The organism is Acetobacter persici, assembly GCF_018256955.1.
GTDB lineage: Bacteria > Pseudomonadota > Alphaproteobacteria > Acetobacterales > Acetobacteraceae > Acetobacter > Acetobacter persici.
In genome coordinates this window covers 59,920-83,956 of sequence record NZ_JAERKU010000001.1, presented here as the reverse complement: position 1 = coordinate 83,956, position 24,037 = coordinate 59,920, and the positions used below count along the sequence as shown (strand labels likewise).

The 24,037-nt window shown below is 58.3% G+C and carries 16 protein-coding genes and 1 riboswitch; of the genes, 11 read left to right on the top strand and 5 right to left on the bottom strand.

The annotated features are described in order from the left end of the window. The first annotated feature begins 99 nt into the window (after nucleotides 1–99). From JK199_RS00325 to JK199_RS00275, 11 genes are all read left to right on the top strand, one after another. The gene (locus JK199_RS00325) at nucleotides 100–1,482 is read left to right on the top strand and encodes an ethanolamine ammonia-lyase subunit EutB (protein ID WP_212373551.1); all 1,383 of its coding nucleotides are present in this window, start codon (nucleotides 100–102) and stop codon (nucleotides 1,480–1,482) included. Nucleotides 1,483–1,486: 4 nt separating this feature from the next. After that, complete coding sequence (gene eutC, locus JK199_RS00320) at nucleotides 1,487–2,299, top strand: ethanolamine ammonia-lyase subunit EutC (RefSeq protein ID WP_212372923.1); 813 nt, start codon at nucleotides 1,487–1,489, stop codon at nucleotides 2,297–2,299. Next, a complete protein-coding gene (gene eat / locus JK199_RS00315) occupies nucleotides 2,296–3,642 on the top strand; it encodes an ethanolamine permease (protein ID WP_077931331.1) in 1,347 nt (448 codons plus the stop codon). Before eutC ends, eat begins: the two co-directional genes overlap by 4 nt. Nucleotides 3,643–3,699: 57 nt before the next feature. Beyond that, nucleotides 3,700–5,217 carry an outer membrane beta-barrel protein gene (locus JK199_RS00310; RefSeq protein ID WP_408742314.1) on the top strand — a complete coding sequence of 506 codons (1,518 nt, stop codon included), beginning with the start codon at nucleotides 3,700–3,702 and terminating at the stop codon, nucleotides 5,215–5,217. A 118-nt stretch (nucleotides 5,218–5,335) separates the two neighbouring features. Then, nucleotides 5,336–5,482: riboswitch (FMN riboswitch) on the top strand. 95 nt (nucleotides 5,483–5,577) lie between these two features. Beyond that, nucleotides 5,578–6,609, top strand: a complete 1,032-nt coding sequence (ribD, locus tag JK199_RS00305) for a bifunctional diaminohydroxyphosphoribosylaminopyrimidine deaminase/5-amino-6-(5-phosphoribosylamino)uracil reductase RibD (protein WP_408742313.1) — start codon at nucleotides 5,578–5,580, stop codon at nucleotides 6,607–6,609. A gap of 2 nt (nucleotides 6,610–6,611) precedes the next feature. Next, a complete protein-coding gene (locus JK199_RS00300) occupies nucleotides 6,612–7,214 on the top strand; it encodes a riboflavin synthase (RefSeq protein ID WP_077931333.1) in 603 nt (200 codons plus the stop codon). Beyond that, complete coding sequence (gene ribB, locus JK199_RS00295; RefSeq protein ID WP_280528558.1) at nucleotides 7,199–8,557, top strand: 3,4-dihydroxy-2-butanone-4-phosphate synthase; 1,359 nt, start codon at nucleotides 7,199–7,201, stop codon at nucleotides 8,555–8,557. Before JK199_RS00300 ends, ribB begins: the two co-directional genes overlap by 16 nt. Before the next feature lie 30 nt (nucleotides 8,558–8,587). Then, nucleotides 8,588–9,070 carry a 6,7-dimethyl-8-ribityllumazine synthase gene (gene ribH, locus JK199_RS00290; RefSeq protein ID WP_212360859.1) on the top strand — a complete coding sequence of 161 codons (483 nt, stop codon included), beginning with the start codon at nucleotides 8,588–8,590 and terminating at the stop codon, nucleotides 9,068–9,070. Nucleotides 9,071–9,120: 50 nt separating this feature from the next. Continuing rightward, nucleotides 9,121–10,131, top strand: coding sequence for a flippase-like domain-containing protein (locus tag JK199_RS00285; protein ID WP_077931335.1), 1,011 nt, complete (start codon nucleotides 9,121–9,123; stop codon nucleotides 10,129–10,131). Between the two features lie 113 nt (nucleotides 10,132–10,244). Next, nucleotides 10,245–12,839: an MMPL family transporter gene (locus JK199_RS00280; RefSeq protein WP_212372921.1), complete on the top strand. Its 2,595-nt coding sequence runs from the start codon at nucleotides 10,245–10,247 to the stop codon at nucleotides 12,837–12,839. A gap of 392 nt (nucleotides 12,840–13,231) precedes the next feature. Then, the gene (locus JK199_RS00275) at nucleotides 13,232–16,003 is read left to right on the top strand and encodes a Hint domain-containing protein (protein ID WP_212372919.1); all 2,772 of its coding nucleotides are present in this window, start codon (nucleotides 13,232–13,234) and stop codon (nucleotides 16,001–16,003) included. Nucleotides 16,004–16,178: 175 nt separating this feature from the next. On the opposite strand, the gene JK199_RS00270 is transcribed toward JK199_RS00275, so the two are convergent. The 5 genes from JK199_RS00270 to JK199_RS00250 all read right to left on the bottom strand — a co-directional run bounded on the left by JK199_RS00270 (nucleotide 16,179) and on the right by JK199_RS00250 (nucleotide 23,976). After that, entirely contained in the window at nucleotides 16,179–17,204 is a 1,026-nt protein-coding gene (locus tag JK199_RS00270) for a Gfo/Idh/MocA family protein (RefSeq protein ID WP_212372917.1), read from the bottom strand. 3 nt (nucleotides 17,205–17,207) lie between these two features. After that, complete coding sequence (locus JK199_RS00265) at nucleotides 17,208–18,683, bottom strand: sugar porter family MFS transporter (RefSeq protein ID WP_212372915.1); 1,476 nt, start codon at nucleotides 18,681–18,683, stop codon at nucleotides 17,208–17,210. Nucleotides 18,684–18,838: 155 nt separating this feature from the next. Continuing rightward, nucleotides 18,839–20,098 (bottom strand): NAD(P)/FAD-dependent oxidoreductase, encoded by a 1,260-nt coding sequence (locus JK199_RS00260; protein WP_086655656.1) that lies wholly within the window; start codon nucleotides 20,096–20,098, stop codon nucleotides 18,839–18,841. Nucleotides 20,099–20,207: 109 nt separating this feature from the next. After that, nucleotides 20,208–20,447 (bottom strand): DUF3297 family protein, encoded by a 240-nt coding sequence (locus JK199_RS00255; protein ID WP_025825314.1) that lies wholly within the window; start codon nucleotides 20,445–20,447, stop codon nucleotides 20,208–20,210. A gap of 169 nt (nucleotides 20,448–20,616) precedes the next feature. Next, nucleotides 20,617–23,976, bottom strand: a complete 3,360-nt coding sequence (locus JK199_RS00250; RefSeq protein WP_244984783.1) for an efflux RND transporter permease subunit — start codon at nucleotides 23,974–23,976, stop codon at nucleotides 20,617–20,619. Between the last annotated feature and the right edge of the window lie 61 nt (nucleotides 23,977–24,037).

Below are 24,037 nucleotides of genomic sequence, written 5' to 3'. Positions count from 1 at the left end.
ATTTCAGTATCGAACGAAAATAAAACCAGTTGGGCAGGACGCCGGATCTTGTAAAAAAGGCCGGGCAGAGTGCCGAACGGGATCGGGAGGCACGCCAATATGGGGTTTCAGTATAGTCTTGGCGGTGAACACTATGTGTTTGACGATCTGAAGACACTCATGGCGATCGCCTCTCCCGCGCGGTCAGGCGATGAGCTGGCCGGGCTCGCCGCAACATCAGACAGGCAGCGTATCGCGGCCCGGCACGCGCTGGCGGATGTGCCGCTTGATCTTTTTGTCCGCGCAGACCTGATCCCTTATGAGGCTGATGATGTCACCCGCCTGATTATGGATACGCACGACAAGGCGGCCTTTGCCCCGTTTGCGTCCATGACGGTAGGAGACCTGCGCAACTGGCTGTTGTCTGATGACGCGACGCCCGCGGCATTGCGCGCCGCGGCACCCGGCTTTACGCCAGAAATGGCGGCAGCGGTCAGCAAGATTATGCGCAATCAGGATCTGATGAGTGCGGCGCGCAAAATGCGTGTGGTTACGCGCTTCCGTAATACAATCGGGCTGGAAGGCTGTCTGGCGTCGCGCCTGCAACCGAACCACCCTACGGATGATCTCAAGGGGATTGCCGCCTCCACGCTGGATGGTCTGCTCTATGGCATGGGAGATGCCGTCATTGGTATCAACCCCGCGACCGACAGCGTCGCGAACGGTCTGGCCCTGCTGGACATGCTGGATCATGCCCGCCGCCGCTATGATATTCCCACGCAGACCTGCGTGCTGACACATGTGACCAACACGCTTGAGATCATGAACAAGGGCGGTGCCGTGGATCTGGTGTTTCAGTCCATTGCAGGGACGCAGAAAGCTAATGAAGGCTTTGGCGTCACGCTGGCGATTTTAAAAGAGGCGCATGAGGCTGCTCTCTCGCTCAAACGCGGCACGGTGGGCGACAACGTGATGTATTTTGAGACCGGGCAGGGGGCGGCCCTTTCTGCAGAGGCGCATCACGGGCTGGACCAGCAGACGGTGGAAACACGCGCTTACGCCGTGGCCCGTGCGTTCCGCCCCCTGCTGGTGAATACAGTCGTTGGCTTTATTGGCCCGGAATATCTGTATGATGGCAAACAGATTATCCGCGCCGGGCTGGAAGACCATTTCTGCGCCAAGCTGCTGGGTGTGCCGATGGGGTGTGATGCCTGTTACACCAACCATGCCGAGGCGGATCAGGATGATATGGACAATCTGATGGTGCTGCTGGGGGCTGCGGGGATTACCTTCCTGATTGGCGTGCCCGGTGCGGATGATATCATGCTGAATTACCAGAGCCTGTCTTTTCACGATATTCTGACCCTGCGCAGTATGCTCAATCTGCGGCCTGCGCCCGAATTTGCGGCATGGCTGGACCAGATGGGCCTGTTTGAGCCACAGTCCGGCCGCATGCTGGAACTTGCCCCGCACCAGACGCGCCTTGTGCAGCTTGTGGGCTGACATCATGACAAAAAAACCTGTTTTTCCTTCTGAGAACACAGAGAGCAGACCGGATGTCTGGCAGGATCTGCGCGCTCTCACGCGGGCGCGGATTGGTCTGGGCCGAAGCGGGAATGCGCAACGCACTTCTGATGTTTTGACGTTTCAGGCCGCCCATGCGCAGGCGCGGGATGCTGTGCATACACCGCTGGATGTGCAGGCCATGCTGGCGCAGATGAACGGCATGCCCTGCCTGTGTGTCCGCAGCCGTGCGGATGACCGTCCGACATATCTGCGCAGGCCCGATCTGGGCCGAAGACTGGCGCCGGAAAGTCTGTCCTTTTTGCAAAAAAGCGAATGGGACGTTGTATTTGTTGCCGCAGATGGTCTCTCCTCCGTTGCCACACAGAAGGGTGCTATTCCGTTGTTCCGGGCGATGCTGCCACGGCTGAAAGACTGGCGGATTGCGCCGCTGGTCATTGCCACGCAGGGGCGTGTGGCTCTGGGGGATGAAATTGCCTCGGCCCTTGGCGCCCGCATGGTTGTGATGATGATCGGTGAGCGCCCCGGCCTGAGTGTGGCGGACAGCATGGGCGTTTATCTGACATATGCGCCCTATGTGGGGTGCCCGGATTCCGCCCGGAACTGCCTCTCCAACATTCACCCGCACGGGCTGCCGACCTCGGGAGCCGCCGACAAACTGGCATGGCTGATGAAGGAAGCCATGCGGATGCAGTTGACAGGTGTTGGCCTGAAAGATGCCGCACCGGACAGAACCTCTTCTGACACACTTCCTGAAAGCTCCCTTCCTGCCATAGTAAAGGACCAGCACGTATGAGCCAGAACCCCACCCATCTGCATAAAACACTGGGGGCGTTCCACCTGTGGGGCATTGCCGTCGGGCTGGTGATTTCTGGCGAATATTTTGGCTGGAGTTACGGGTGGGCCACTGCGGGCACGCTCGGTTTTCTGGTCGCTACTGTTTTTGTGGCGGTGATTTATACGGCTTTTATCTTCAGTTTTACGGAGCTGACCTGCGCCATTCCGCAGGCTGGAGGCCCGTTTACCTATAGCTCACGCGCTCTGGGCCGCTGGGGCGGGCTGATTGTAGGGCTGGCGACACTGGTGGAATTCATTTTTGCACCTCCCGCCATTGCTCTGGCTATCGGGGCTTATCTGAACGTGCAGTTTCCCGGACTTTCACCCAAGGTGGCGGCCTGTGGCGCGTATCTGGTGTTCATGACGCTGAACATTGTTGGCGTGCATATTGCGGCAACCTTTGAACTTTTTATTACCATAGCAGCCATTATTGAACTGCTTGTGTTTATGGGCGTCGTGGCTCCGGCGTTCTCATGGCAGAATTTTACCCAGAACGGTTGGGGTGTTGCGCCCCATTTTGGCTGGGAAGCTATGGGAGGCATTTTTGCTGCAATCCCGTTTGCAATCTGGTTCTTTCTGGCCATTGAAGGCGTGGCTATGGCGGCTGAGGAAGCAAAAGACCCCAGACGCGCTATTCCGGTGGCCTATATTGCCGGGGTGCTGACCCTCGTTTCTCTGGCTTTTGGCGTCATGCTGTTTGCCGGGGGTGTGGGGGACTGGCGGACTCTGGCTAACCTGAATGACCCTCTGCCGCAGGCCATGAAGCAGGTGGTGGGCAGCCATAGCGGCTGGCTGCACATGCTGGTCTGGCTGGGGCTGTTCGGGCTGGTGGCGTCCCTGCATGGCATTATCATGGGGTATGCAAGGCAGATTTTTGCGCTGGCCCGTGCGGGCTTCCTGCCGAAGGTGCTGGGGCGGCTGCACCCCCGGTTTCAGACACCGTATATGGCAACCATTGCCGGAGGGGTCATCGGCATCGCGGCCATTTTCTCGGATGATGTCATTTCCATCAACGGGCAGTCGCTCACCGCGACGCTGGTCACGATGTCGGTCTTTGGGGCGCTGACCATGTATGTGCTGAGTATGATCAGCCTGTTCCGCCTGCGCCGTACGGAGCCTGACCTGCACCGCTCGTATCGTGCGCCGTTTTACCCTGTTTTGCCCGCTGTTGCGCTGGTTGGGGCGCTGATCGCACTGGTGGCCGTCATTGCCTGCAATGGCACAATTTTCTGCCTTTATCTGGGCTTTATGGTCGTGCTGTCTGTTCTGTTCATGGCTCTGTCCAGAAAACAGCCGGTTTAAGAATGTGATCAGATCATGTTTTGTGAGCCGGGTATTTTCAGGAGCGAACGCAGGCAGATGGTAACGCACATCACACTCAGACGGGTTTCTCTGGTGTCTTTGCTGCTGATGGGCTGTGCAGTGCTGTCTCCGCTCTCCCATGCAGACTCAACCGGGCATCCGGCACGGGTGCGGGCCTCCGTGCCCAAAAAGCGGGTGCAGCCGGGCAGCGTGCAAAAGCCGGTCTCCCAGCCGCTGGCCGCGCAAAAACCCGCCGTGCCGCCGCCCGCGGCCTTGCCAGAAATTGCACCCGCTGCGGCCGTGCAGGAGGATATGCCCAAACTGCATGTGGGGAATCTGTTCCGCCCAAAGCCCGGCCATAAGCTGACATACTGGGATGGGCTGGAAGGGCATCTGAGTCTCGAGGCCGGGATTGCAGGCAACCCGTGGACGCGCTCTGGCAGAAACTTTGGCCAGTTCTATACGGACCGCGCCAATACCGTCTCGCTCAATCAGATTATGGGGTCTCTCTCCCATCCCGTCACCAGTGTGGGGGGCGGGTATGGCATAGGCTTTGTGCTGGAAGCCATGTACGGCTCGGATGCCCGTTTTGACCCGACCATTGGCATGGGGTCCGGCTCACTGAACAGCCTGTATCAGTGGGCGCCCACGCAGGCGCATCTGGATGTGCATCTGCCCTGGCTGTTCCGGCACGGGATTGATGTGCAGATGGGGCAGATGTACGGGCTGATGGGGGTGGAAGGCACTCCGGCGCAGGCGCGTCCGTTTTACACGTTCAATTATGCCTCGGACTATATTGTGCCGTTTGAAACCGTCGGCATTGTCGCCACCATGCATCTGGCAAAACATGCGGACTGGATTGTGGGGATTGATGCCGGAAATTCCACAACATTCGGGCGGTCGGGCAACAATAATAAACCCAAAGGCTATTTTGGTTTTACGTTTAACCATCTTCTGGACGGCAGACTGGATGTGCATGCCATCGGGCATTTTGGCCCGCAGGGGAACAACAGCCGCGCTGTGACCTCACCAGATGGCTGGACAAGTGCCGGGGCCGGACCGCAAGCCAACCGGAAGATGCAGTATAACGGCAACCTGATGGCGGCCTATCATGTGAACAAGGCCGTGACCGTCACGGTCGATGGGGTCTATCTGCACGATGATCTGTCTCATGATGATGCCTATGGCGTGTCCACCTATCTGGCGTGGGCCATTCATCCCTGGCTGACGCTCAATGCCCGGGGTGAAATTTTCCGGGACAATACGGGCGCGATCATCGCGCAATATGCCAGCTTTACGTCCTACACACGCTCCCTCAGCAACCAGCCTTATCCTTATTATGTGGCACCCCCCACGACTTATGGGGCGCTGACGGTCGGGGTTTCCTACCAGCCGCAATTTATCAATAAGCGCCTAGGTCTTGGCTCTCTGACCATCCGGCCGGAAATCCGTCTGGATAAATCGCTGAATGGCACGCATCCGTTTAATCAGGCAGGCACGGTCTCTCATCCGGTCGTCAATAATGGCACTAACAACATGCTGTGGTTCAGTTGTGATGCCACATGGGCTTTTTAAAAACTGGATGATACGCCAGACCTCACGCAGACTTTTGGTCTGCTCTGTGTGCATTGTCTCTTGCAAGCCGGGCGTATTCACCCCATCATAATAAACGCGGTTGTCTTGTGTGCAGCCGTGACGTTCTCAGGGCAGGGTGAAATTCCCTACCGGCGGTAAGTAACGGTTTTCCGTTATAAGCCCGCGAGCGCCTGCTTCGGCAGGGTCAGCAGATCCGGTGTAATTCCGGAGCCGACGGTTACAGTCCGGATGAGAGAGAACGGTGCAGACCTTTGGGTCTCCGCGTCTGGTGCGGAGGCGCAAGGGGTGACCTCTGCTATCTGCCCTGAGTCCGTCTGGTACGATGTTTTGGGCAGATAGGTGCAGGGTGTGACGCAAAACCCTTCAGACATGATGCCGGACTGTGTGGCACGGGCCTTTGAGGCTGCGATTGCAGACGCATGGCGGTTTGTGGGCCAGACGGCGCCCAACCCGGCGGTGGGCTGCACGCTGCTGGATGAGGCCGGGGGCGTGTTGATGGTGGCGGCCCACCACCGGGCGGGGCAACTCCATGCGGAACGTCTGGCGCTGGAACAGGCAAAGCAGGCCGGGGTGTTTGACCGGGTGCATACAGCGGTTGTCACGCTTGAACCCTGTAACCACACAGGCCGCACGCGCCCCTGCACGGAAGCGCTGCTGGAGTCTCCGGTTAAAACGGTCTGGATTGGCTGCCCGGACCCTAACCCCCATGTGGCCGGGGGCGGCGCTGCTGCGCTCACAAAAGCAGGCGTTACTGTGCGCTGGCTGGCGGAAAGCCCTAACGGGGCAGACCTTGCCGCCCGATGCCGTGCGCTGCCGGCTCCATTTGCCATGCGCATGACGCAGGGGCGGCCGTGGATCACGGTGAAACAGGCGCTGGATCAGCAGGGCAGCATGGTGCCACCCGCCGGACAGACAACCTTCACCACGCCAGAGTCTCTCCGGTTTGCCCATGCCCTGCGGCGTGCGACCGATCTGGTCATTACCGGCACCGGAACAGTGGTGGCTGATAACCCCTCTTTCACGGTGCGGCATGTGCCCGACCATGCGGAGCGCCGCAGAACACTGGTTGTGTGCGGCCAGCAGGCCCATGTGCCCGCATCGTGGCTGGAGCAGGCCCGCATGCGCTTTGATGTGCTGTTCTGCCCTGATCTTCAGGGTCTGCCTGCTCTGCTGGCGGAAACCCCGGCTCTGTGGGCCATGGTGGAAGCTGGTCCCACGCTGCTGGCCGCTCTGCGGGCACAGACTATGTGGGATGACTGGCTGACCATTCGTCAGGACGCGCAGGGCGCGGACCATTTTTCCGTTTCAACCCGTCATGCAACAACGCCGCTTGCTCTGTTTCCGGAGTGGGCACGGTGCGCTGAGGAGTAACCATGTTTTCCGGAATTATTGAATCACTCGGCCCTGTGCTCAAAGTCGAACCCGGCGCAAAATCCGTCATGCTGGACGTGGAAACCGGTATGCGGGACGTGGCTGAGGGGGAGAGCATTGCCGTGAACGGCGTGTGTCTGACGGCAACAGCACCGTCTGAAACCGGGCGGGTGCAGTTTTTTGTCAGCAGCGAGACGCTGGACCGCACCACGCTGGGCGCACTCCGGGCCGGAAGTTTTGTGAATCTGGAACGGGCTGTAACCCCCGCCACCCGGCTGTCCGGCCATATTGTGCAGGGGCATGTGGATGGAACAGCCCGTTTTATTGAAAGCACACCCTCTGGCGATGCGCATCGGGTGGTGTTTGAAGTCCCCGCCAGCCTGCGGCGCTATATGGTGGAAAAAGGTTCCATCACGCTGGATGGCATCAGCCTGACCCTGAATGAACTTAGTGATGTGAAAGATGATGCGTTCCGCATCGCTCTCATGATCATCCCGCACACATGGACCCACACCAACCTCGGCAAAATTGCGCCGGGTGATGCTGTGAATGTGGAAGTGGATGTCATTGCCAAATATGTGGAGGTTCTATGTCAGAACCGGTGAAAAAAATGCCGTTAGTGGCGGCTCAGCCGTCTGACGCCCTGCGCCGCGCGGTGGAGGCTCTGCGCGCGGGCCGCATGGTGATTATGGTGGATGATGAGGACCGTGAGAACGAGGGTGACCTTGTGATGGCGGCGGAATTCATGACGCCAGAAGCTATGAATTTCATGATCACCCACGCGCGTGGGCTGGTGTGCCTGCCGCTGACCCCCGCACAGGTGGAAAAGCTGCAACTGCCCATGATGGTGCGGGATAATACCGCGCGGCATGGCACGGCCTTCACCGTGTCCATCGAAGCGCGGGAGGGGGTGACAACCGGCATTTCCGCAGCCGACCGTGCGCATACCATTCAGGTGGCGGCATCTGAGACGGCTCAGCCGATGGATCTGGCAACTCCCGGCCATATTTTCCCGCTGCGGGCCGCCCCCGGAGGGGTGCTGGAGCGGATTGGCCATACGGAAGGTTCTCTTGATCTGCTGCGTCTGGCTGGCCTGCGGCCTGCGGCGGTTATCTGTGAAATTCTGAATGAAGACGGCACCATGGCCCGCCGTCCGGCGCTGGAAGTTTATGGGCAGCAGCATGACATGCCCATTATCTCCATTGCGGAACTGGTCACATGGATCAGCGCCCACGGCCTGACGCCCCTTGCGACAGTTACGGAAAACGCAGGCGTTGTGGCGGAAGCTCCGGAAGCTGACGGCGTGGCAGAAGAAGCCATGGCCGACCTCGCAACGGCTTCTCTCCCCAGCGCTTATGGCGGGGAAGATCTGGCGATCCATGCGTTTCGGGATTCCCGTGGCGTGGAGCATGTCGCTCTTGTGAAAGGGAACCCGGCGGCACAGGGGGCTGTGCCTCTGGTGCGCATGCACTCTGAATGTGTGACGGGTGACGCGCTAGGCTCTTTGCGGTGTGACTGCGGGACGCAGTTACATGCGGCCATCAGGGCCATCGGCAAAGCGGAGAGTGGCGTGCTGGTGTATGTCCGCGGGCATGAGGGCCGGGGCATTGGCCTTGTTAACAAGATCCGGGCGTATGAATTGCAGGATGCCGGGCTGGACACAGTAGACGCCAACCACCGGCTTGGATTTGCCACGGATGCGCGGGACTGGGCGGCAGCAGCCGGAATCCTGCGTGATCTGGGCGTGGGTGAGCTTGATCTGCTCACAAACAATCCAGACAAGGTGCGCGCGCTGGAAGCCCGTGGGTTTCAGGTCCGCAAGAGAATCGCTCTGGAAACCCCGGTCAATCCGCACAACCGCGCTTACCTGCATGCCAAGCGGCAACGCATGGGGCACAGCCTGAGTCACTTTTCTGTGAGCGATGCGCCTGCTGACGCCACGGTCTGATTTTACACAGTTTTCTGTAAGGATAAGTTTATGAGCACAAGGAACCCCGTCTCCCTCCCGGACCTCACCCTCACGCCCATGCCGCGTCTGGCGCTGATTGTCAGCCGCTTTAATGAGGACGTGACCGGCGGCCTGCGGGATGGCGCTCTGGCATGGCTGGGGGAGCACGGCATTACGGTGGCCGAGGGCGATGTTTTTGCAGCGCCGGGTGCGTTTGAAATGCCCCTGCTGGCCCAGACCCTGGCAAAGAGCGGCAAGTTTGAGGGCGTGATCTGCCTCGGCTGCGTGATCAAAGGGGATACGGCTCATTTTGAGTTTATCAGCCTCGGCACCACGGTCGGGCTGATGCAGGCCTCTCTGGCAACAGAAACGCCCATCGCCTTTGGTGTGCTCACAACCTACACGGACGAGCAGGCTAACGTGCGTTCTCGCGATGATGTGCACAATAAAGGGCGGGAAGCCGCTGCAGCCTGTGTGGAGTCTCTTGCGTTGCTACGTCAGATCAGGGTCTGATGCAGAAGGGCGCCATCATGGAGTCAGCAGCCTTGTAACGCGGGGGAAGAATGAAGCGGGTTACCGTCATCGCAGGTCTTCTGGGGCTGGGGCTGACTGTCTGGATGCTGATGCAGTTCGGCGCGCGCTCCATTCTCTCTCTTATCATGACAGGCGGCTGGGGCATTCTGGCCGCCACTCTGTTTCATACGGTTCAGGTTGCGCTCTCGGCTCAGGCATGGCGTACCATTGCGGGCAATACTCTTGCGCCCGCTCTGTCCTGGCGGGACTATTTTCTGCTGCGCTGCGTGCGGGAAGGGATCAACAACCTGCTTCCCGTAGCGCAGGTAGGGGGCGAGGTCTGGTCCAGCCGCCTGCTGGCGCGGCGCGGCTTGGGGACCAGAAACGCCGCCGCCGCGACAATCTGTGATCTTACGCTTGAACTGCTCAGTCAGGTCCTGTTCACCTTCATGGGGCTGGGCCTGTTGCTGTTTCTGGTCAAACGCTCCCCCATTACGGATGAATTGCTGGAAAGCGCTCTGATTGCGCTGGCAATCGGCCTCGCACTGTTTATCAGCCAGTGGCTGGGAGCCGTTGCGTTTGTCGAGGTGCTGCTGGTCAAAATCGCCGGACATCTGGGCTGGAGCGGCGTGGATGGCATCCGTGGGCTGCATCAGGCCGTGCTGGGGCTGTACAAGGTCAAGCGGAATGCCGTTATGGCTCTGTGGCTCCAGTTTCTGGCGTGGGCGCTGGGGGCTGTGGAAGTCTGCCTTATTCTGCATTTTATGGGGTATGACTGCTCGCTCTCGGTCGGGTTTGTCATTGAGGGCGTAGGCGAGGCCGCCAAATCCGTCGGGTTTGCCGTGCCGGGGGCTTTAGGGGTTTCAGAAGGTGGCTATCTGCTGATCGGCAGTCTGTTTGGCATCAGCCCGGCGCTGGCCATTGCCCTTTCTCTTATTAAACGTGTGCGGGAAATTGCATGGGGGCTGCCGTCTCTGCTGGTCTGGCAATGGCTGGAACACCGGTGGGATGCGCAGCATCAGGCAGGGTGCAAAAATCCGCTTTCCCGCCCCGGTCTGTAAGCCCGTCAGGCGTGATCTTACATATCCTCCCTTGCGTCAGGCCGGTGGGTTGGTCCAAACGAATGCAGCTTTGGGCCTTGTGCCGTGAACTTTTCAGGATCTGATTGTCAGTCATGCTCTCTGCCCCCATAGGTCGTTTCATTACATTCTGTGCGCGTCATGCCTATGCGGTGGTGGCCTTGTTCCTGCTCCTGTCCTGCGGGGCGGTGTATGCGGGCATGACATGCCTTGGTGTCACAACGGACACCAGCAAGATGTTGTCCGACCGTCTGGAGTGGAAGCAGCGCTCGGATGAAATGGGCCGCCTGTTCCCGCAGAAGGAAAACCTGCTGGTGGCGGTGATTGAAGCCGATCTGCCGGAGGAAGGGCGTGAGACCGCGCGTGTGCTGGCGGAAAAGCTGGCAGCGGACCACACACATTTTGACTTTGCGGAACGGCCGGACGCCAATCCGTATCTTGTCCGCAATGGTCTGATGTTTCTGGAGCCTCAGCCGCTCTCTCAGGTGCTGAATGATACCATTACAGCGCAGCCGTTCCTCTCAGCACTGGCGCAGGACCCCTCAGCCCGCGGGCTGTTTGGCGCGATGTCTCTTATTTCTGAAGGCATTAAGCAGGGGCAGGCGGACGGGCTGAAAAGCTTTCAGACGCCACTGGCGGGGTTTGCCGCCAATCTGGAAAAGGCCGCCGCAGGCCAGCCGCAGCCTTTGTCCTGGCAGCAGCTTCTGGGCGGCCAGTTGTCTGATCTGGCGGGGCGGTATCAGTTCGTGATTACCAAGCCGAAGCTGGATTACGGCTCTTTCCAGCCGGGTGGTGCCGCGTCTGATGCGATGGTTCAGGCTATCAAAACCCTCGAATTTGTTAAAAGCGGGCAGGTCAAGGTCCACATGACCGGGCAGGTCAAGCTGGATGATGAGGAATTTGCGACGGTGGCCGAAGGAATGGTCACGGGTCTGCTCGGCTCTCTGGCGCTGGTAACACTGTGGCTGACGCTGGCCGTGCGCTCCTGGCGCGTGGTGCTGCCCATTGTGGTGACACTGGTTGTGGGCCTGCTGCTGACAACGGGATTCGCGGCCGTTGCGGTCGGCACGCTTAATCTGATTTCTGTCGCCTTCGCCATTCTGTTTGTGGGGATCGCGGTAGATTTTGCCATTCAGTTCTCGGTGCGTTTCCGCGCCCAGCATGCGGATTCCGGGGATGCTGGCATTCTGGAAGCCCTGCGGGAGACAGGGGAGGAAACGGGGCACCAGATTCTGGTGGCGGCTCTGGCAACATCCGCAGGCTTTCTGGCGTTTACGCCCACCGCCTTTCTGGGGGTGGCGCAGCTTGGGCTGATTGCCGGGATCGGTATGCTGGTGGCGTTTGTGTCCACCACCACTCTGCTCCCCGCTTTGCTGAAAATCTTTCACCCGAAACTCGACTGCCCCGATATGGGCTACGGCTTTATGAAGCCGGTTGATGTCAAAATCCGCCATCATCGTCATGTGCTGCTTGGCGTGTTCGGGCTTGTGGCTGTGGCAGGTATTGCGCTGGTGCCCAAACTTCAGTTTGACGGTGATCCGCTACACACCAAAAATCCGAATTCTGAAGGGATGCGCGCCCTGCATCTGCTGATGAGCAACCCGCAGTCCTCCCCATACAGTGCGGAACTGCTGGTGAAGTCTCTGGATGATGCGCAGAAGCAGGCGGAACGCCTTTCCAGCGTGCCGCAGGTGCATGATGTTCTGTGGCTCGGCTCTTTTGTGCCGACAAAGCAGGATGAAAAACTGGCGCTGATTCAGGATGCCGCGTCCATCCTGCTGCCCACTCTGATTGTCCCCAACCCCAAACCCGCGCCAAGTGCGGATGAACTGCGCGCGTCTGCCGCCGCGACGGCCACGGCACTTGGCGGCGTGCTGGACAAGCTTTCCGCACAGGACCCGCTGCGGCGGATTCAGGCCGCACTTGTTAAGCTGTCCACCGCGCCGGATGCGCAGGTTCTGGCTGCCAATAATGCTCTGGTGCGTTTCCTGCCGCTCCAGCTTGATCAGCTCCGCACCATGTTGCAGGCAACGCCGGTCACGCTGAAGGACGTTCCGCCCTCCATTGCAAATGACTATCTGCTGCCCGACGGCCGCGCTCTGGTTGAGGTGCATCCGACAGGCGTGATGTCCAGCAGCGGGGCCCTGCGGAAATTTGTCACGGCGCTGCAAAAGGTAGAGCCGGAAATTGCCGGAACGGCGGTAGATATTGTGGAAAGTGCCCGCTCTATCGTGCGCGCGTTTGAACAGGCAGCCGCAGCGGCCATTATCATGATTGCGCTTATCCTCTTCCTTGCCCTGCGGCGGGTGAAGGATATGCTGTTGGTTCTGGCCCCGCTCATGCTCTCCGCACTGATGACGGTCATTCTGGTCGTGGTGCTGCCGGAAACCCTGAACTTCGCCAACATTATCGCGCTGCCGCTGCTGCTGGGGGTTGGCGTATCCTTCAACATCTATTTTGTTATGAACTGGCGGGATGGGGTGAAATCCCCTCTGGCCTCCCCCACGGCACGGGCGGTCCTGTTTTCCGCCCTGACAACCGGCACAGCCTTTGGTTCTCTGGCGCTCTCACATCATCCCGGCACGGCCAGCATGGGGCGGCTGTTGCTGCTCTCACTGGGCTGCACGTTGCTGGTCACGCTGGTATTTGTTCCGGCACTTTTACCCAAACGCCCCATTGATGAAGCCTGAAACCGTTAAGGGCCTCTCATAAGAGTACTGCTTTAAAAGCACTGAAAAAGCCGTCTTCCGTCAGGGAGGCGGCTTTTTGGTGTACGGCCTGCGCAATAGAAGAGGAGGGTCGCCATCGGCAGACGGCCCGGCTACCCCTTCTGACCAGAGCAAAACCCCGGAGAGTCGCGGCTGGCAAGCCGATTGACCGGACTCCGTGCTCCGCAGTGCCAGGAAAAAAATTTAGTGCGGAAGCCGGAGAAGACCGGGGGTTACAGACCGATATGACACGCCGTTCACAACAAAATATGGCGTTTTTAGGGAAATGTTAACGAAAAAAGAACGTTACTGGAGGCCATAACCTCATTCCACATGCTCTCATCCGTCTGAGGTTAGGGGAAAGGGATTTCGTCATGAGTCTTACTTATTCGCCTCCAGCAGGAGCCACCGTTTTAAGCGGGGGTAACTGGATTGCTGTTAAGGACACTGACGGCAAGACATACTATGAATCCGCCACGGGCGTTGACAGCGCTGCGCAGGCCATTGCCGGGGCGACAAAATATACTGGCCCGGTTATCATCTCGGCGGGCACGCTGACGGTGGCCTCCGGGGCAGTCGCATCGGGCGCTTATGTCTCCGGCGGCACGAATAACGTCTATGTTGTGTCTGGCGGAACCCTTGAATCGTCCGTAAACGTCAACGGCTGGACGTATGTCCGCAGCGGTGGTGTCTCGTCTGACAATACGCTTGTGTCCGATGCCGGGTACGTTGCCGCAGGCGGCTCTTCTGTGTCGGACACATTTGTTGCGGGCACAGCCGCAGAGGGCGGCGGGGATGTCTATACAGTCTTTAAGGGTGGCTACATCGGGGGGAGCGCCGTTGTCGGTTCCGGCACAACGCTGAATGTCAATTCCGGGGCGACGGTACAGCCCATCACGGTTGAGAATGGCGGCACGCTGCATCTCGATAGCCCGACTTCAACCGTTGGAAACGGCGTGCCAGCAACCGGCCCCGGCGATACGACCATTTCTCCCGCCTATCCGGTTGCGCCCTCGGACGCCACGGTTCTGAAAGGCGGAAACTGGATTGCCGTGAAGGACCCTGACGGCAAGACGTATTATGAGTCCGCCACGGGCATTGACGGCACCGCGCAGGCTATTGCCGGGACGACAAAATATACCGGTCCGGTCATTATCTCGGCTGGCACGCTGACGGTCGCATCTGGTGCGACGGCATCTGGCGCCTTTGTCTCCGGTGGGTCGAACAATATCTATGTTGTCTCTGGCGGCACTCTTGAATCGTCCGTAAACATCAACGGCTGGACATATATCCGCAGTGGCGGCGTCTCTTCAGATAATACACTTGTCTCCGATGCCGGAAATGTGGCGGCCGGAGGGTCCTCCGTGTCAGATACGTTTCTGGCGGGGACTGCGGCAGACGGCGGGAACGATACGTATATCATCTATAGCGGCGGGTCTGTTGATGGGCATACAACGGTCGGCTCAGGGACGAATTTTTACGTCGTAAGCGGTGCGACAGTTTCAACACCTGTTGCATATTACACGGCTTATCCTCAATCGAGCTATCTGTCCGCCACGGTGCTGAGCGGAGGAAGCTGGATTGCTGTAAAGGGTGAAGACGGCAAGACATATTATCAGTCCGCAAGTGGTGCTGACGCCACGGCAACGCCGATTTCCGGCGCAACGCACTATAGCGGACCTGTTATTATTTCAGCAGGAACACTGACAGTCGCCTCCGGCGCTGTGGCGTCTGGTGCCTATATCTCAGGCGGTACGAATAACGTCTACATCACGTCCGGCGGCACGCTTGAATCGTCCGTAAACGTCAATGGCTGGACGTATGTGCGGAGTGGGGGCGTCTCTTCTGACAATACGCTTGTCTCTGATGCCGGGAATATTGCATCAGGTGGCTCTTCCGTCTCTGATACGTTCCTGTACGGCAGCAACGGTGATGGCGCCGGGGATGTCTATACGGTTAATAAAGGTGGCTCTGTTACAAGCAGTTATGTCGGGTCCGGCACAACGCTTCAGGTTCTTTCCGGCGGTTCATCAAGTTTTCCCACTGTTGCCGCAGGCGGAAATTATTATGTGACGCAGGCATCATCGGTCGTCTGCTTCCTGCCCGGCAGCATGATCCGTACTGAAAATGGGGATGTCTCTGTCGAAGAGATTCAGATTGGCGATCAGGTTGTCGTGTTTAACTGGGAAAACAACACACAGACCGTTCAGCCTGTTGTCTGGGTTGGAAAAGCCCATACAACAGTTTGCCCGGATATGCCGGATGATGAAGCAGGCTGGCCGGTCCGTGTTCTGAAAAATGCCATTGCTGATGGTGTGCCTTACAAAGACATGCTCATTACGGCGGAACACTGCCTCTTCCTGCACAACAAGTTTGTGCCGGCCCGGATGTTAGTCAACGGCGAGAGCATTTTTTACGATAAAACCATCCGGTCTTATGACTACTATCATGTTGAAACAGACAGACACGCCGTTATTTCTGCCGATGGCGTGCTCACAGAAAGTTATCTGGATACAGGAAACCGGGCATCCTTTCAGCAGGAAGGCAAGCTTGTTGCTCTGCGTGGACCATCCGGCACATGGGTGGACGCGGCTGCGGCACCCCTGTGTGTTGAGCGGTCTTTTGTAGAACCCCTTTACCGTGCTCTGGAAAGCCGGAAAGGACATGTAGCCGGGCGTTCTGAAGCGGTGAGTGAGGCCCGCACCACGGATCATCCTGATCTGCATCTGATGACGGATACAGGATCTGTCCTTTATCCTGTCCGGCAGAACGGGCAGAATTATAACTTCATACTGCCGCCTGATACGCGCTTTGTGCGTATTCTCTCCCGCGCCAGTCGCCCTGCCGATGTCATTGGTCCTTTTGTGGATGATCGGCGATATATGGGCGTTGCCGTGGCCGATGTGCATCTGCTGTGCGATGGACAGTCATACGAGATTACAACCCATCTTCAGGGCAAAAAGCTTAAAGGCTGGTATGAGGCAGAGGGGGAGGCCTGTGCCTGGACAAACGGCAATGCCGTCCTGCCACTGGGGGATCACCCCGCGCGTGGCAAAATCAGCATGCTGTCTCTGACACTACGCGCTGCTGGTCCCTATTTGCTCAGTGATCAGACATCGGACTATGAGCAGGCGCGTTCTGCCTGATAACCGCTGATATCTTCCTCTTATTCACACAGAATAAGAGGGAGATCCGCAGGTGTAAGACGATCCTGTTTGTTGGGAGGACACTGCCATGCGGCATGTTTCCCAACATCAGGCTTTTTAGAGCGTAGAAAAAGATCGATATCCCTCAAACCGTATTTCAAAAAGGAAACGGCGTTCAGAGAGCGGCATCGTGCCGATAAAATTCAGGCTGCGTGATAAGCTGCACAGCTTCCTTCTGCCCGCTTTTCTGTGCCCGGATGCAGGCATCCGCTGTGGCGGAGGCGACGTAGCCAGCCCAGCTATCAGGCCCGTTCAGCTTGCCAGCGGCTACTCCATCCACAAACGCCTGAAGTTCACGGTCATACGCTGTGGCAAACCGCTCCTTGCAGTCCATGGGGATGGCCACAGATGTCTGCCCGTTTTTGCGTAACGCCGCACGCGCTGGTTCCGGGAGACGAACTTCTCCATTTTCGCCAATCAGTGCGCATTGCACGTCATATCCAAACTGGCAGTTTACAAAAACTTCCACCGTGATCAGAACGCCGCTGCTGGTTTCCAGAAGGACAAGCTGAGGGTCCCGCAATGCTGCGTCGGCTCTGGATGTCGGGCGTGGGTAAAAGACCTGTACTGTTCTGAAGCTTTCCCCCAGCAGCCAGTGGAATGTATTGATATCGTGAATCAGGGTTTCGCTGATCAGCATTTCACGCGTGTAGTGCGGCCCGGAAAATGGGTTGCGATGCGCAGCATGCGCCATCAGAACCGGGCCGACGACATCATCCGTGAGCAGGGATTTCAGGTTCTGATAACCCTCGTCGTAAGGCCGCATAAACCCCACCTGCACCAGCCGTTTTGCGGCAGCACTTTCGGCCTGTAGGATGCGCTCACATCCATCTGCCGTTGTGGCGAGAGGTTTTTCACAAAACACATATTTCCCGGCCTCAATAGCCTTCAGCACAAGGTCTTCATGCGTCTGGCTTGCTGAGGAAATGACGATGGCCTCCACCTCCGGACTTTCAATCAGCTCCTCGGGTGTGGCCGTAACCAGTGCTCCCGGTGCAAACTGCTCCGCGACGGTTTGCGCTTTTGATTGCGTGCGGTTGTACAGTGCGGAAACAGTCGCGCCAGAAAGGATGTTTGCGCAACGCCGCACATGGTCGGCCCCCAGGTCTCCGGTGCCGATAAAACCAAGACGAACAGTCATGAGTTATCCTTTCTGCATGCCAAGGGGCATGGTCTGCTGGGGGCGTGCGTCTGTGGAAGGGCGTGGCTGGCCGATATCCCGTAGGGGGAGGTTGGCTTTTACGTTTTGCTCAATATCTTCCAGAGAGCAGCCTTTGGTTTCAGGCACCAGAAAATAGCCAATCAGGAAAAACACCGCGTTAAAGCCAGCCAGTGTCCAGAAAATTCCAAAATCGCCAATCACACTCATGACGGATAAAAAGACGTTGCTGATCAGCCAGTTGGTAATCCAGTTGGCAAAGGTTGAGCAGGCAATGGCCAGACCACGGCCCTGAAGAGGCTGGATTTCCGTGCACATGGTCCAGGGGATAGGGCCTTCACCCGTGGCAAAACCAAGAGTAAAAATTACCAGAAGCGTCACGACGGCAATGCTGGCAAAGCTGCCGCTGGCATGCATGTAAAGCAGAAGGCCAAAGAGCGTGAGGCTGATGGTGGCGATAGGGGTGCTTGTCAGCAACAGCGGGCGGCGGCCCCAGCGGTCAATCAGCAGAATGGCAACGCCGGTGGCCGCCATGTTGGCCAGCCCAAGCAGCGTTGTGCACCAGACAGCCGCTTGTGCGGAAAAATGCAGATGCTCCAGAATATGCGGGGCGTAATAAAGCAGGATATTGATGCCAGCCAGTTGCTGAAACATCTGGAGCAGAATGCCGAGAATAAATGTTTTTCTGAATCCGGGAGAGGATTTTAACAAAGCCAGCCCACTACCGCTGGTTTTTTTAAGATTCTGTTCAATCCGGTTCAGTTCTTCCGTGGCGCGTTGTCTGGAACCACGTACTTTCTGTAAAACGCCATGTGCTTCATGCCTGCGGCCCTGCATGGCCAGCCAGCGCGGGGAGTAGGGAACCTGTGTTGTTGCCAGAATAAAAAAGACGGTCGGGACTGCCAGAATACCCAGCATCCAGCGCCAGTGGCCGCCGTAGGAGAGCAGGCTGTCAGAAAGAAGGGCGAGTAACATGCCGCCGGTAATGACAAGTTGGTAAATGGAAATCATCTTGCCGCGTCGGCTTTTTTCCGTAATTTCTGCAATATAGAGGGGCGCGGAAAAAGACGCGAAGCCTACGCCAATACCCAGAAAAACACGGCCTGCAATCATGACCGCAATGGACGGGGCAAGGGAGCAGAGAGCGGTGCCCAGTAAAAAGAGCAGGCCCGCATAAAACATGGCGCCACGGCGGCCCCGGTATTTTGAAACCGGGATCGCCAGAAGGGAGCCGCCTGCGGCCCCCAGCATCAGGGAGGAAACAATCCATTCCTGTGCGCGGTCATCTGCATGCAGGTCAACGCCCATAAACTTCAGGGCACCGGCAATCACGCCGGTATCCAGCCCGAACATCAGCCCGGCAAGGCCTGCGGCTCCGGCAAAAAGAAAAGCGTTCTGCCTGCCCTGACGCAGATTTTCCGGGTCAGGCTGGCAGGAGGCCTCTGGTGCAGCGGTTTCCACGGGTAACGCCCTTTCTTGTTGTTCTTTCAACAACGAACGGTTCGTTACGGTGTGAGTTCCGATAAAAACGGTGTGGGAATGTGGTTTGGTAAGAAAGCCATAAAAAAACCCTCGCGATAGAGCGAGGGTTTTTAAAGTTCAGATCAGACTGAGTCTCAGAGTTTGATCCATTCAGGATGATGCGGCACGCTGATATCCCGCCCTTTCAGCATCATGTCCCAATAGACCCGCGGGAAAACCGTGGTTTTCAGGAACCATGCAAACCGGCTGGGCTTGCGCTGGTCATACGGGAAGCTGGGGGCGGGTTTTCCGCCATACAGGAATTCCGCCAGCACAATCTTGCCGTAGCCGACCGTCAGCGGGCAGGCGCCATATCCGTCATAAACGCCGCTAAACGGTTTGCCATCCAGAGAGGCCAGCAGATTAGCCGTCACAACCGGTGTCTGTGCACGGGCGGCGGCCATTGTTTTGGCGTTGGAGGTGCCAATGACGTCCCCCAGTCCAAAAACGGAGTCATACTGTGTGTGGCGCAGGGTGGAGGGGTCTACGTCCAGCCAGCCGCCAGAATTGGCCAGCGGGCTTTTTTTGACAAAGTCAGGCGCGCTCTGCGGCGGCGTGACGTGCAGCATGTCAAAATCTTTGACCACATTTTCTGTTTTGCCGTCCGGGCCTGTCACGGCAAAGGTGGCTTTGCGTTCCGGGCCATTCACGGCAATCAGCGTGTGTTTATACTGGAGGTTGATGCCGTAATAATCGACGGCCTGCTGGAGGGCCGGGCGATAATAAGCCACCCCAAACAGGGCATCCCCGGAGAGGCAGAACTCAACATTCGTGCGGTTCAGCGTGCCTTCCTTGCGCCAGTAATCAGAGGCCAGATAGGCAATTTTCTGCGGCGCACCCGCGCATTTAATCGGCATGGGCGGCTGTGTGAACAGGGCCGTGCCACCGGAGAGAGACTGGATGCACGTCCAGGTATATTCCACGGTATCTTTGGAATAGTTGCTGCATACGCCGTTGCGGCCCAGCGTTTCGGACAGGCCTTCAATCTTGTCCCAGTCAAGCTGGAGACCGGGGCAGACTACCAGACGGTTGTACGCCACCGTCCGTCCATCGGTTAGCGTGACCTGCTTTTCCTCCGGCTGGAAGGAGTCGACGGCGGCCCGCAGCCATGTACAGCCTTCGGGGATCAGCCCGCCTTCCTGCTTCAGCGTGCTTTTCAGCGTCATGACGCCGGCCCCCACCAGTGTCCAGCCGGGCTGGTACGCGTGGGTGGTGGCCGGGTCAATCACGGCAACGTCCAGTGTCGGGCGTTCGTGCAGCAGGCGGGCAGCGACTGCAATACCGGCCGCGCCACCCCCGACGATGACGACTGTATAGCGGAGGTCCGGGGTTTTTCCGGCTTCAGACTGGGCCATTCATGCTCTCCCTGAGACTGTTTCACATCAGATTGCTGTGAGCAGTATCACAAACATCAATAATTTAATAAAGTCATTAATTATTGGGGAGGCATGTTTGTAGCGCAGGTTAGTCTTTAATCCAGGCTTCCACCGGACCCTGTAACTTCATGGTCAGCGGGTTGCCATTGCGGTCAACGGTTTTGCCCACGGCCACACGCACCCAGCCTTCGCTGATGCAGTATTCTTCCACGTTGGTTTTCTCGACACCCTTGAAGCGAATACCCACGCCGCGTTCCAGCAGGGCTTCATTAAAATACGGGCTTGTCGGGTTCACGGACAGACGGTCGGGGACGGTGGTATCGGTCATGATGAGCAATTCCTTGCAGATAAAGGGTCTTAAACGCTGTTTTCTTAGCGAGTTTTGGCCGCAATGACTATTCCGCTTTCAGGCGGTTCATGCTGGCCCAGTCGCAGTCGCAGTCGCAGTCGCAGTCGCAATCGCAGTTACCCTAGCCGTGCCTGCCGCCCGCACACCGTCATGGTGTTCCGGTGGGCGTATGCGGCGGTGTTGCGTCAGCCGGGCTGCGGGTAAAGCGCAGTTTGGCCCCAATAGCGGCCCCTTTACGCTGCACCCAGCGGCCAAACCGGTGCATGAACAGATACACAACCGGGGTGGAATACAGCGTGAGCAACTGGCTGGTGGCCAGCCCTCCAATGACGGCAATGCCCAGCGGACGCCGCAGTTCCGAGCCATAGCCATGGCCAAATACCAGAGGCACCGCACCAAAGGCGGCGGCAAGCGTCGTCATGAGGATCGGCCGGAAACGGGTGAGGCAGGCTGTGCGAATGGCTTCTTCCGGCGGCAGATTCTGCTCACGTTCCACATGCAGGGCAAAATCGATCATCAGAATGGCGTTTTTCTTCACGATGCCGATCAGCAGAATGACGCTGATCATGGCGATGAGAGAAAACGGTTCCTGACAGATCCACAGTGTCAGCACTGCACCCACAGCGGCGGAAGGCAGCGTGGAGAGAATGGTAAGCGGCTGGATGTAGCTCTCATACAGAATACCGAGCGTGACATACATGGTCGCAATCGCGGCGATGAACACCAGCAACTCGTTAATCAGGTCCTTCTGCATGTCGCCTGCCTGACCGGAGAAATCACCACGCAGGCCCAGCGGGGTGTGCAGGCTGACCATGGTGCGCTGAATCTCGCTGGATGCATCGCCCAGAGATTTACCCGGTGCGAGATCAAACGAGATGGAGCCGGAAATAAACCCGTTTTCGTGGCTGACCTGAAGCGGGGTCGGAGCGGTTTCCAGCGTTGCCACCGTTGGCAGAGGCACCATCGTTTCAGACGATGAGGACACAGCCGAACCGTTGGACGCTCCGGCTCCGCCGCCTGCCAGACGGTTGGCAATGGCGTTGCGGAAGGATTGCTGGCTGAGGGATGCCGCTCGGGATTCCGTAGTATCCGACGGTTTGACAACGCGGACCGTGTTGGAGGCCGTGGCCCCTGCGGCCGTGCCGCCAGCGGTGGAGACCCAGAGCGTTTTCAGCATATCCGGATTTTCGCGGAACTGCTTTTCCACTTCCATCACCACGTAATAGGTGGTGAGCGGGGTGGAAATGGCGGATGCGGTGCGCTGCCCGTACGCATCATACAGGGCGTTGCCAATAAGCTGCGGCGTTACGAGGTAACGGGCCGCCGTATCGCGCTGGATGCGCACATGCATGGCCGTGCCGTTGCCAGACAGATGGCTGGTTACGCCAACAAGCACCTTGCTTTTACGCAGCGCGTCCATAATGCGCGGCACCCAGGTGTAAATATCCTCCGCATTGTCACTCTGGAAGATATATTGATATGTGCCCTCATGCTGGCGTCCGCCGCCGCCATTGATATCCCCGGCGTTGGAAATGCTGGCGGTCATGCCCGGAATATCTTTCACGCGCTCACGCACGCGGGCGGCAATCTGCTCCGGGGTGGAACTGCGTGAAGATTTGTCCGTGAGCTGGGCAAATACCTGAGATTCGTTGGCGGCGTCTTCCCCGGCAAAGCCCAGAACGTCGCTTACGTCATGGTCAGCCATCATGGCGTCCACGACTTTTTTTGTCTTGGCGGACATGGCGGTGAAGGAACTGGTCTGGTCAGAACTCAGATAGCTTTCCAGCAGAGAAATATCTTCCGCTGGCAGCACCGTTTTGGACATGACAATCAGGATGCCGATGGTCGCAAAAAAGCTGGCGGGCAGAGAGCAGAAAATCAGCCATGGGTGGCGCAGCGCCCAGTTCAGGGAGCGCGCATAGCCCCGGATCAGGCGGTCCAGCACGTTGTCCGTGCCGTCTGCCAGCAGATGCGCCGCGCGGGTCAGCAGGCCTTTTTGGGGCGGGGGCGCGCTGGGGTCTGGCTCATGATGGATTTCCAGCATGTAGGCGCACATCATGGGCGTGAGCGAGATAGACAGAAAGAACGAGACAGAGACGGCTGTGGTCAGCGTCATCGCAAATTCAAAGAAAATTTTGCCCGGAACGCCGCCCAGCAGCAGGAGCGGCAGAAAGACCGCAATCAGAGAAATGGTGATGGAGAGGATGGTAAAGGCAATCTCGCGCGATCCAAGCAGTGTTGCTTCCATCCGGCCCATGCCTGCTTCCATGTGGCGGGCAATATTTTCCACCACCACAATGGCATCATCCACCACAAAGCCGGTGGCGATTGTGAGCGCCATGAGGGACAGCGTATCCAGCGAAAAGCCCAGCAGATGCATGACTGCAAGGGACCCGGCCAGCGAGATCGGCACGGTAATGGCCGGAATGAGCGTGGACCGCCAGCTCCGTAAAAACGCCAGCACCACCAGCACCACCAGCACCACGGAAATGACCAGCGTATATTGCGTATCTTCCAGCGCGCCACGGATGGAGACAGACCGGTCAGACACCAGTTTGAACTGCACATCCGCAGGCAGGGCGTTGGCCAGAATATCGGCGCGGGCGCGGATGGCGTCCGTCACTTCAATGACGTTGGCGCCCGGCTGCGGGCGGATGATGGTGATAATGGCGGGCTGCGTATTATACCACGCCGCCTTCCGCTCATCCTGCGGGCCATCACGCACAATGGCCACATCCGTCAGCCGCACGGGGCGGTTGTTGCGGTAGCCGATAACAAGATCCCGGTATTCGTTAGCTGTGCGGGCCTGATCATTGGTTTCCAGCGTCAGCCGCTGGCCGCCGGAATCCAGAAATCCTTTGGGAGTGTTGGCGTTGGCAGAGGCCAGAGCCGAGCGTACGTCTTCAAACCCGATGCCGTATTTATACAGCATCATGGGGTTCATTTCCACGCGCACAGCCGGTTTGGACGCGCCGACCATTTCCACCCAGCCTACACCTTTCACGCCCGCCAGCAGCGGTTTGAGCCGGGTTTCCGCCAGATCCCGCAATGCGGTGGGGGACCGGGTGGGGGATGTCATGGCTGCCAGCATAATCGGGCTGTCAGACGGGTTGGCCTTATAATATTGTGGCGGCATCAGCAGCGTGTGCGGCATATCTGCCCGTGCGGCCTGCAAGGCGGCCTCCACATCACGCGCGGCGCCGTTAATGTCCCGGCTGTTATCAAAAAACATCAGGATGAAGGCGCTTGTGTCCGTTGAATCGGACCGCATGCTGCTCAGACCCGCAATCTGGCCCAGATGCCGCTCAAGCGGTGTGGTAAGCGAACTGGCCATCTGCTGCGGGGAGCCGCCCGGCTGCGTAGCCACAACATAGATAACGGGCACGGAAATATTGGGCAGGTCGGCTACCGGCATGGCCCGGTAGGCAAAGACGCCAGCCAGAACAAAGGCCATAGCCATCAGAACAGTGCCGACGGGACGCATGATAAAAAGCCGGCAGATAGACAAAAGCGGTGTTCCTTACCCGGGATCAGGCTGGGCTGGCGGGCGAGGCCAGCATGGCGTTAAA

Bases quoted from the DNA above. Each gene is read 5' to 3' on its own strand.
- JK199_RS00325 (WP_212373551.1), top strand. From the start codon at position 100: ATGGGGTTTCAGTATAGTCTTGGCGGTGAACACTATGTGTTTGACGAT.
- eutC (WP_212372923.1), top strand. From the start codon at position 1,487: ATGACAAAAAAACCTGTTTTTCCTTCTGAGAACACAGAGAGCAGACCG.
- eat (WP_077931331.1), top strand. From the start codon at position 2,296: ATGAGCCAGAACCCCACCCATCTGCATAAAACACTGGGGGCGTTCCAC.
- JK199_RS00310 (WP_408742314.1), top strand. From the start codon at position 3,700: ATGGTAACGCACATCACACTCAGACGGGTTTCTCTGGTGTCTTTGCTG.
- JK199_RS00300 (WP_077931333.1), top strand. From the start codon at position 6,612: ATGTTTTCCGGAATTATTGAATCACTCGGCCCTGTGCTCAAAGTCGAA.
- ribB (WP_280528558.1), top strand. From the start codon at position 7,199: ATGTCAGAACCGGTGAAAAAAATGCCGTTAGTGGCGGCTCAGCCGTCT.
- ribH (WP_212360859.1), top strand. From the start codon at position 8,588: ATGAGCACAAGGAACCCCGTCTCCCTCCCGGACCTCACCCTCACGCCC.
- JK199_RS00285 (WP_077931335.1), top strand. From the start codon at position 9,121: ATGAAGCGGGTTACCGTCATCGCAGGTCTTCTGGGGCTGGGGCTGACT.
- JK199_RS00280 (WP_212372921.1), top strand. From the start codon at position 10,245: ATGCTCTCTGCCCCCATAGGTCGTTTCATTACATTCTGTGCGCGTCAT.
- JK199_RS00275 (WP_212372919.1), top strand. From the start codon at position 13,232: ATGAGTCTTACTTATTCGCCTCCAGCAGGAGCCACCGTTTTAAGCGGG.
- JK199_RS00270 (WP_212372917.1), bottom strand. From the start codon at position 17,204: ATGACTGTTCGTCTTGGTTTTATCGGCACCGGAGACCTGGGGGCCGAC.
- JK199_RS00260 (WP_086655656.1), bottom strand. From the start codon at position 20,098: ATGGCCCAGTCTGAAGCCGGAAAAACCCCGGACCTCCGCTATACAGTC.
- JK199_RS00255 (WP_025825314.1), bottom strand. From the start codon at position 20,447: ATGACCGATACCACCGTCCCCGACCGTCTGTCCGTGAACCCGACAAGC.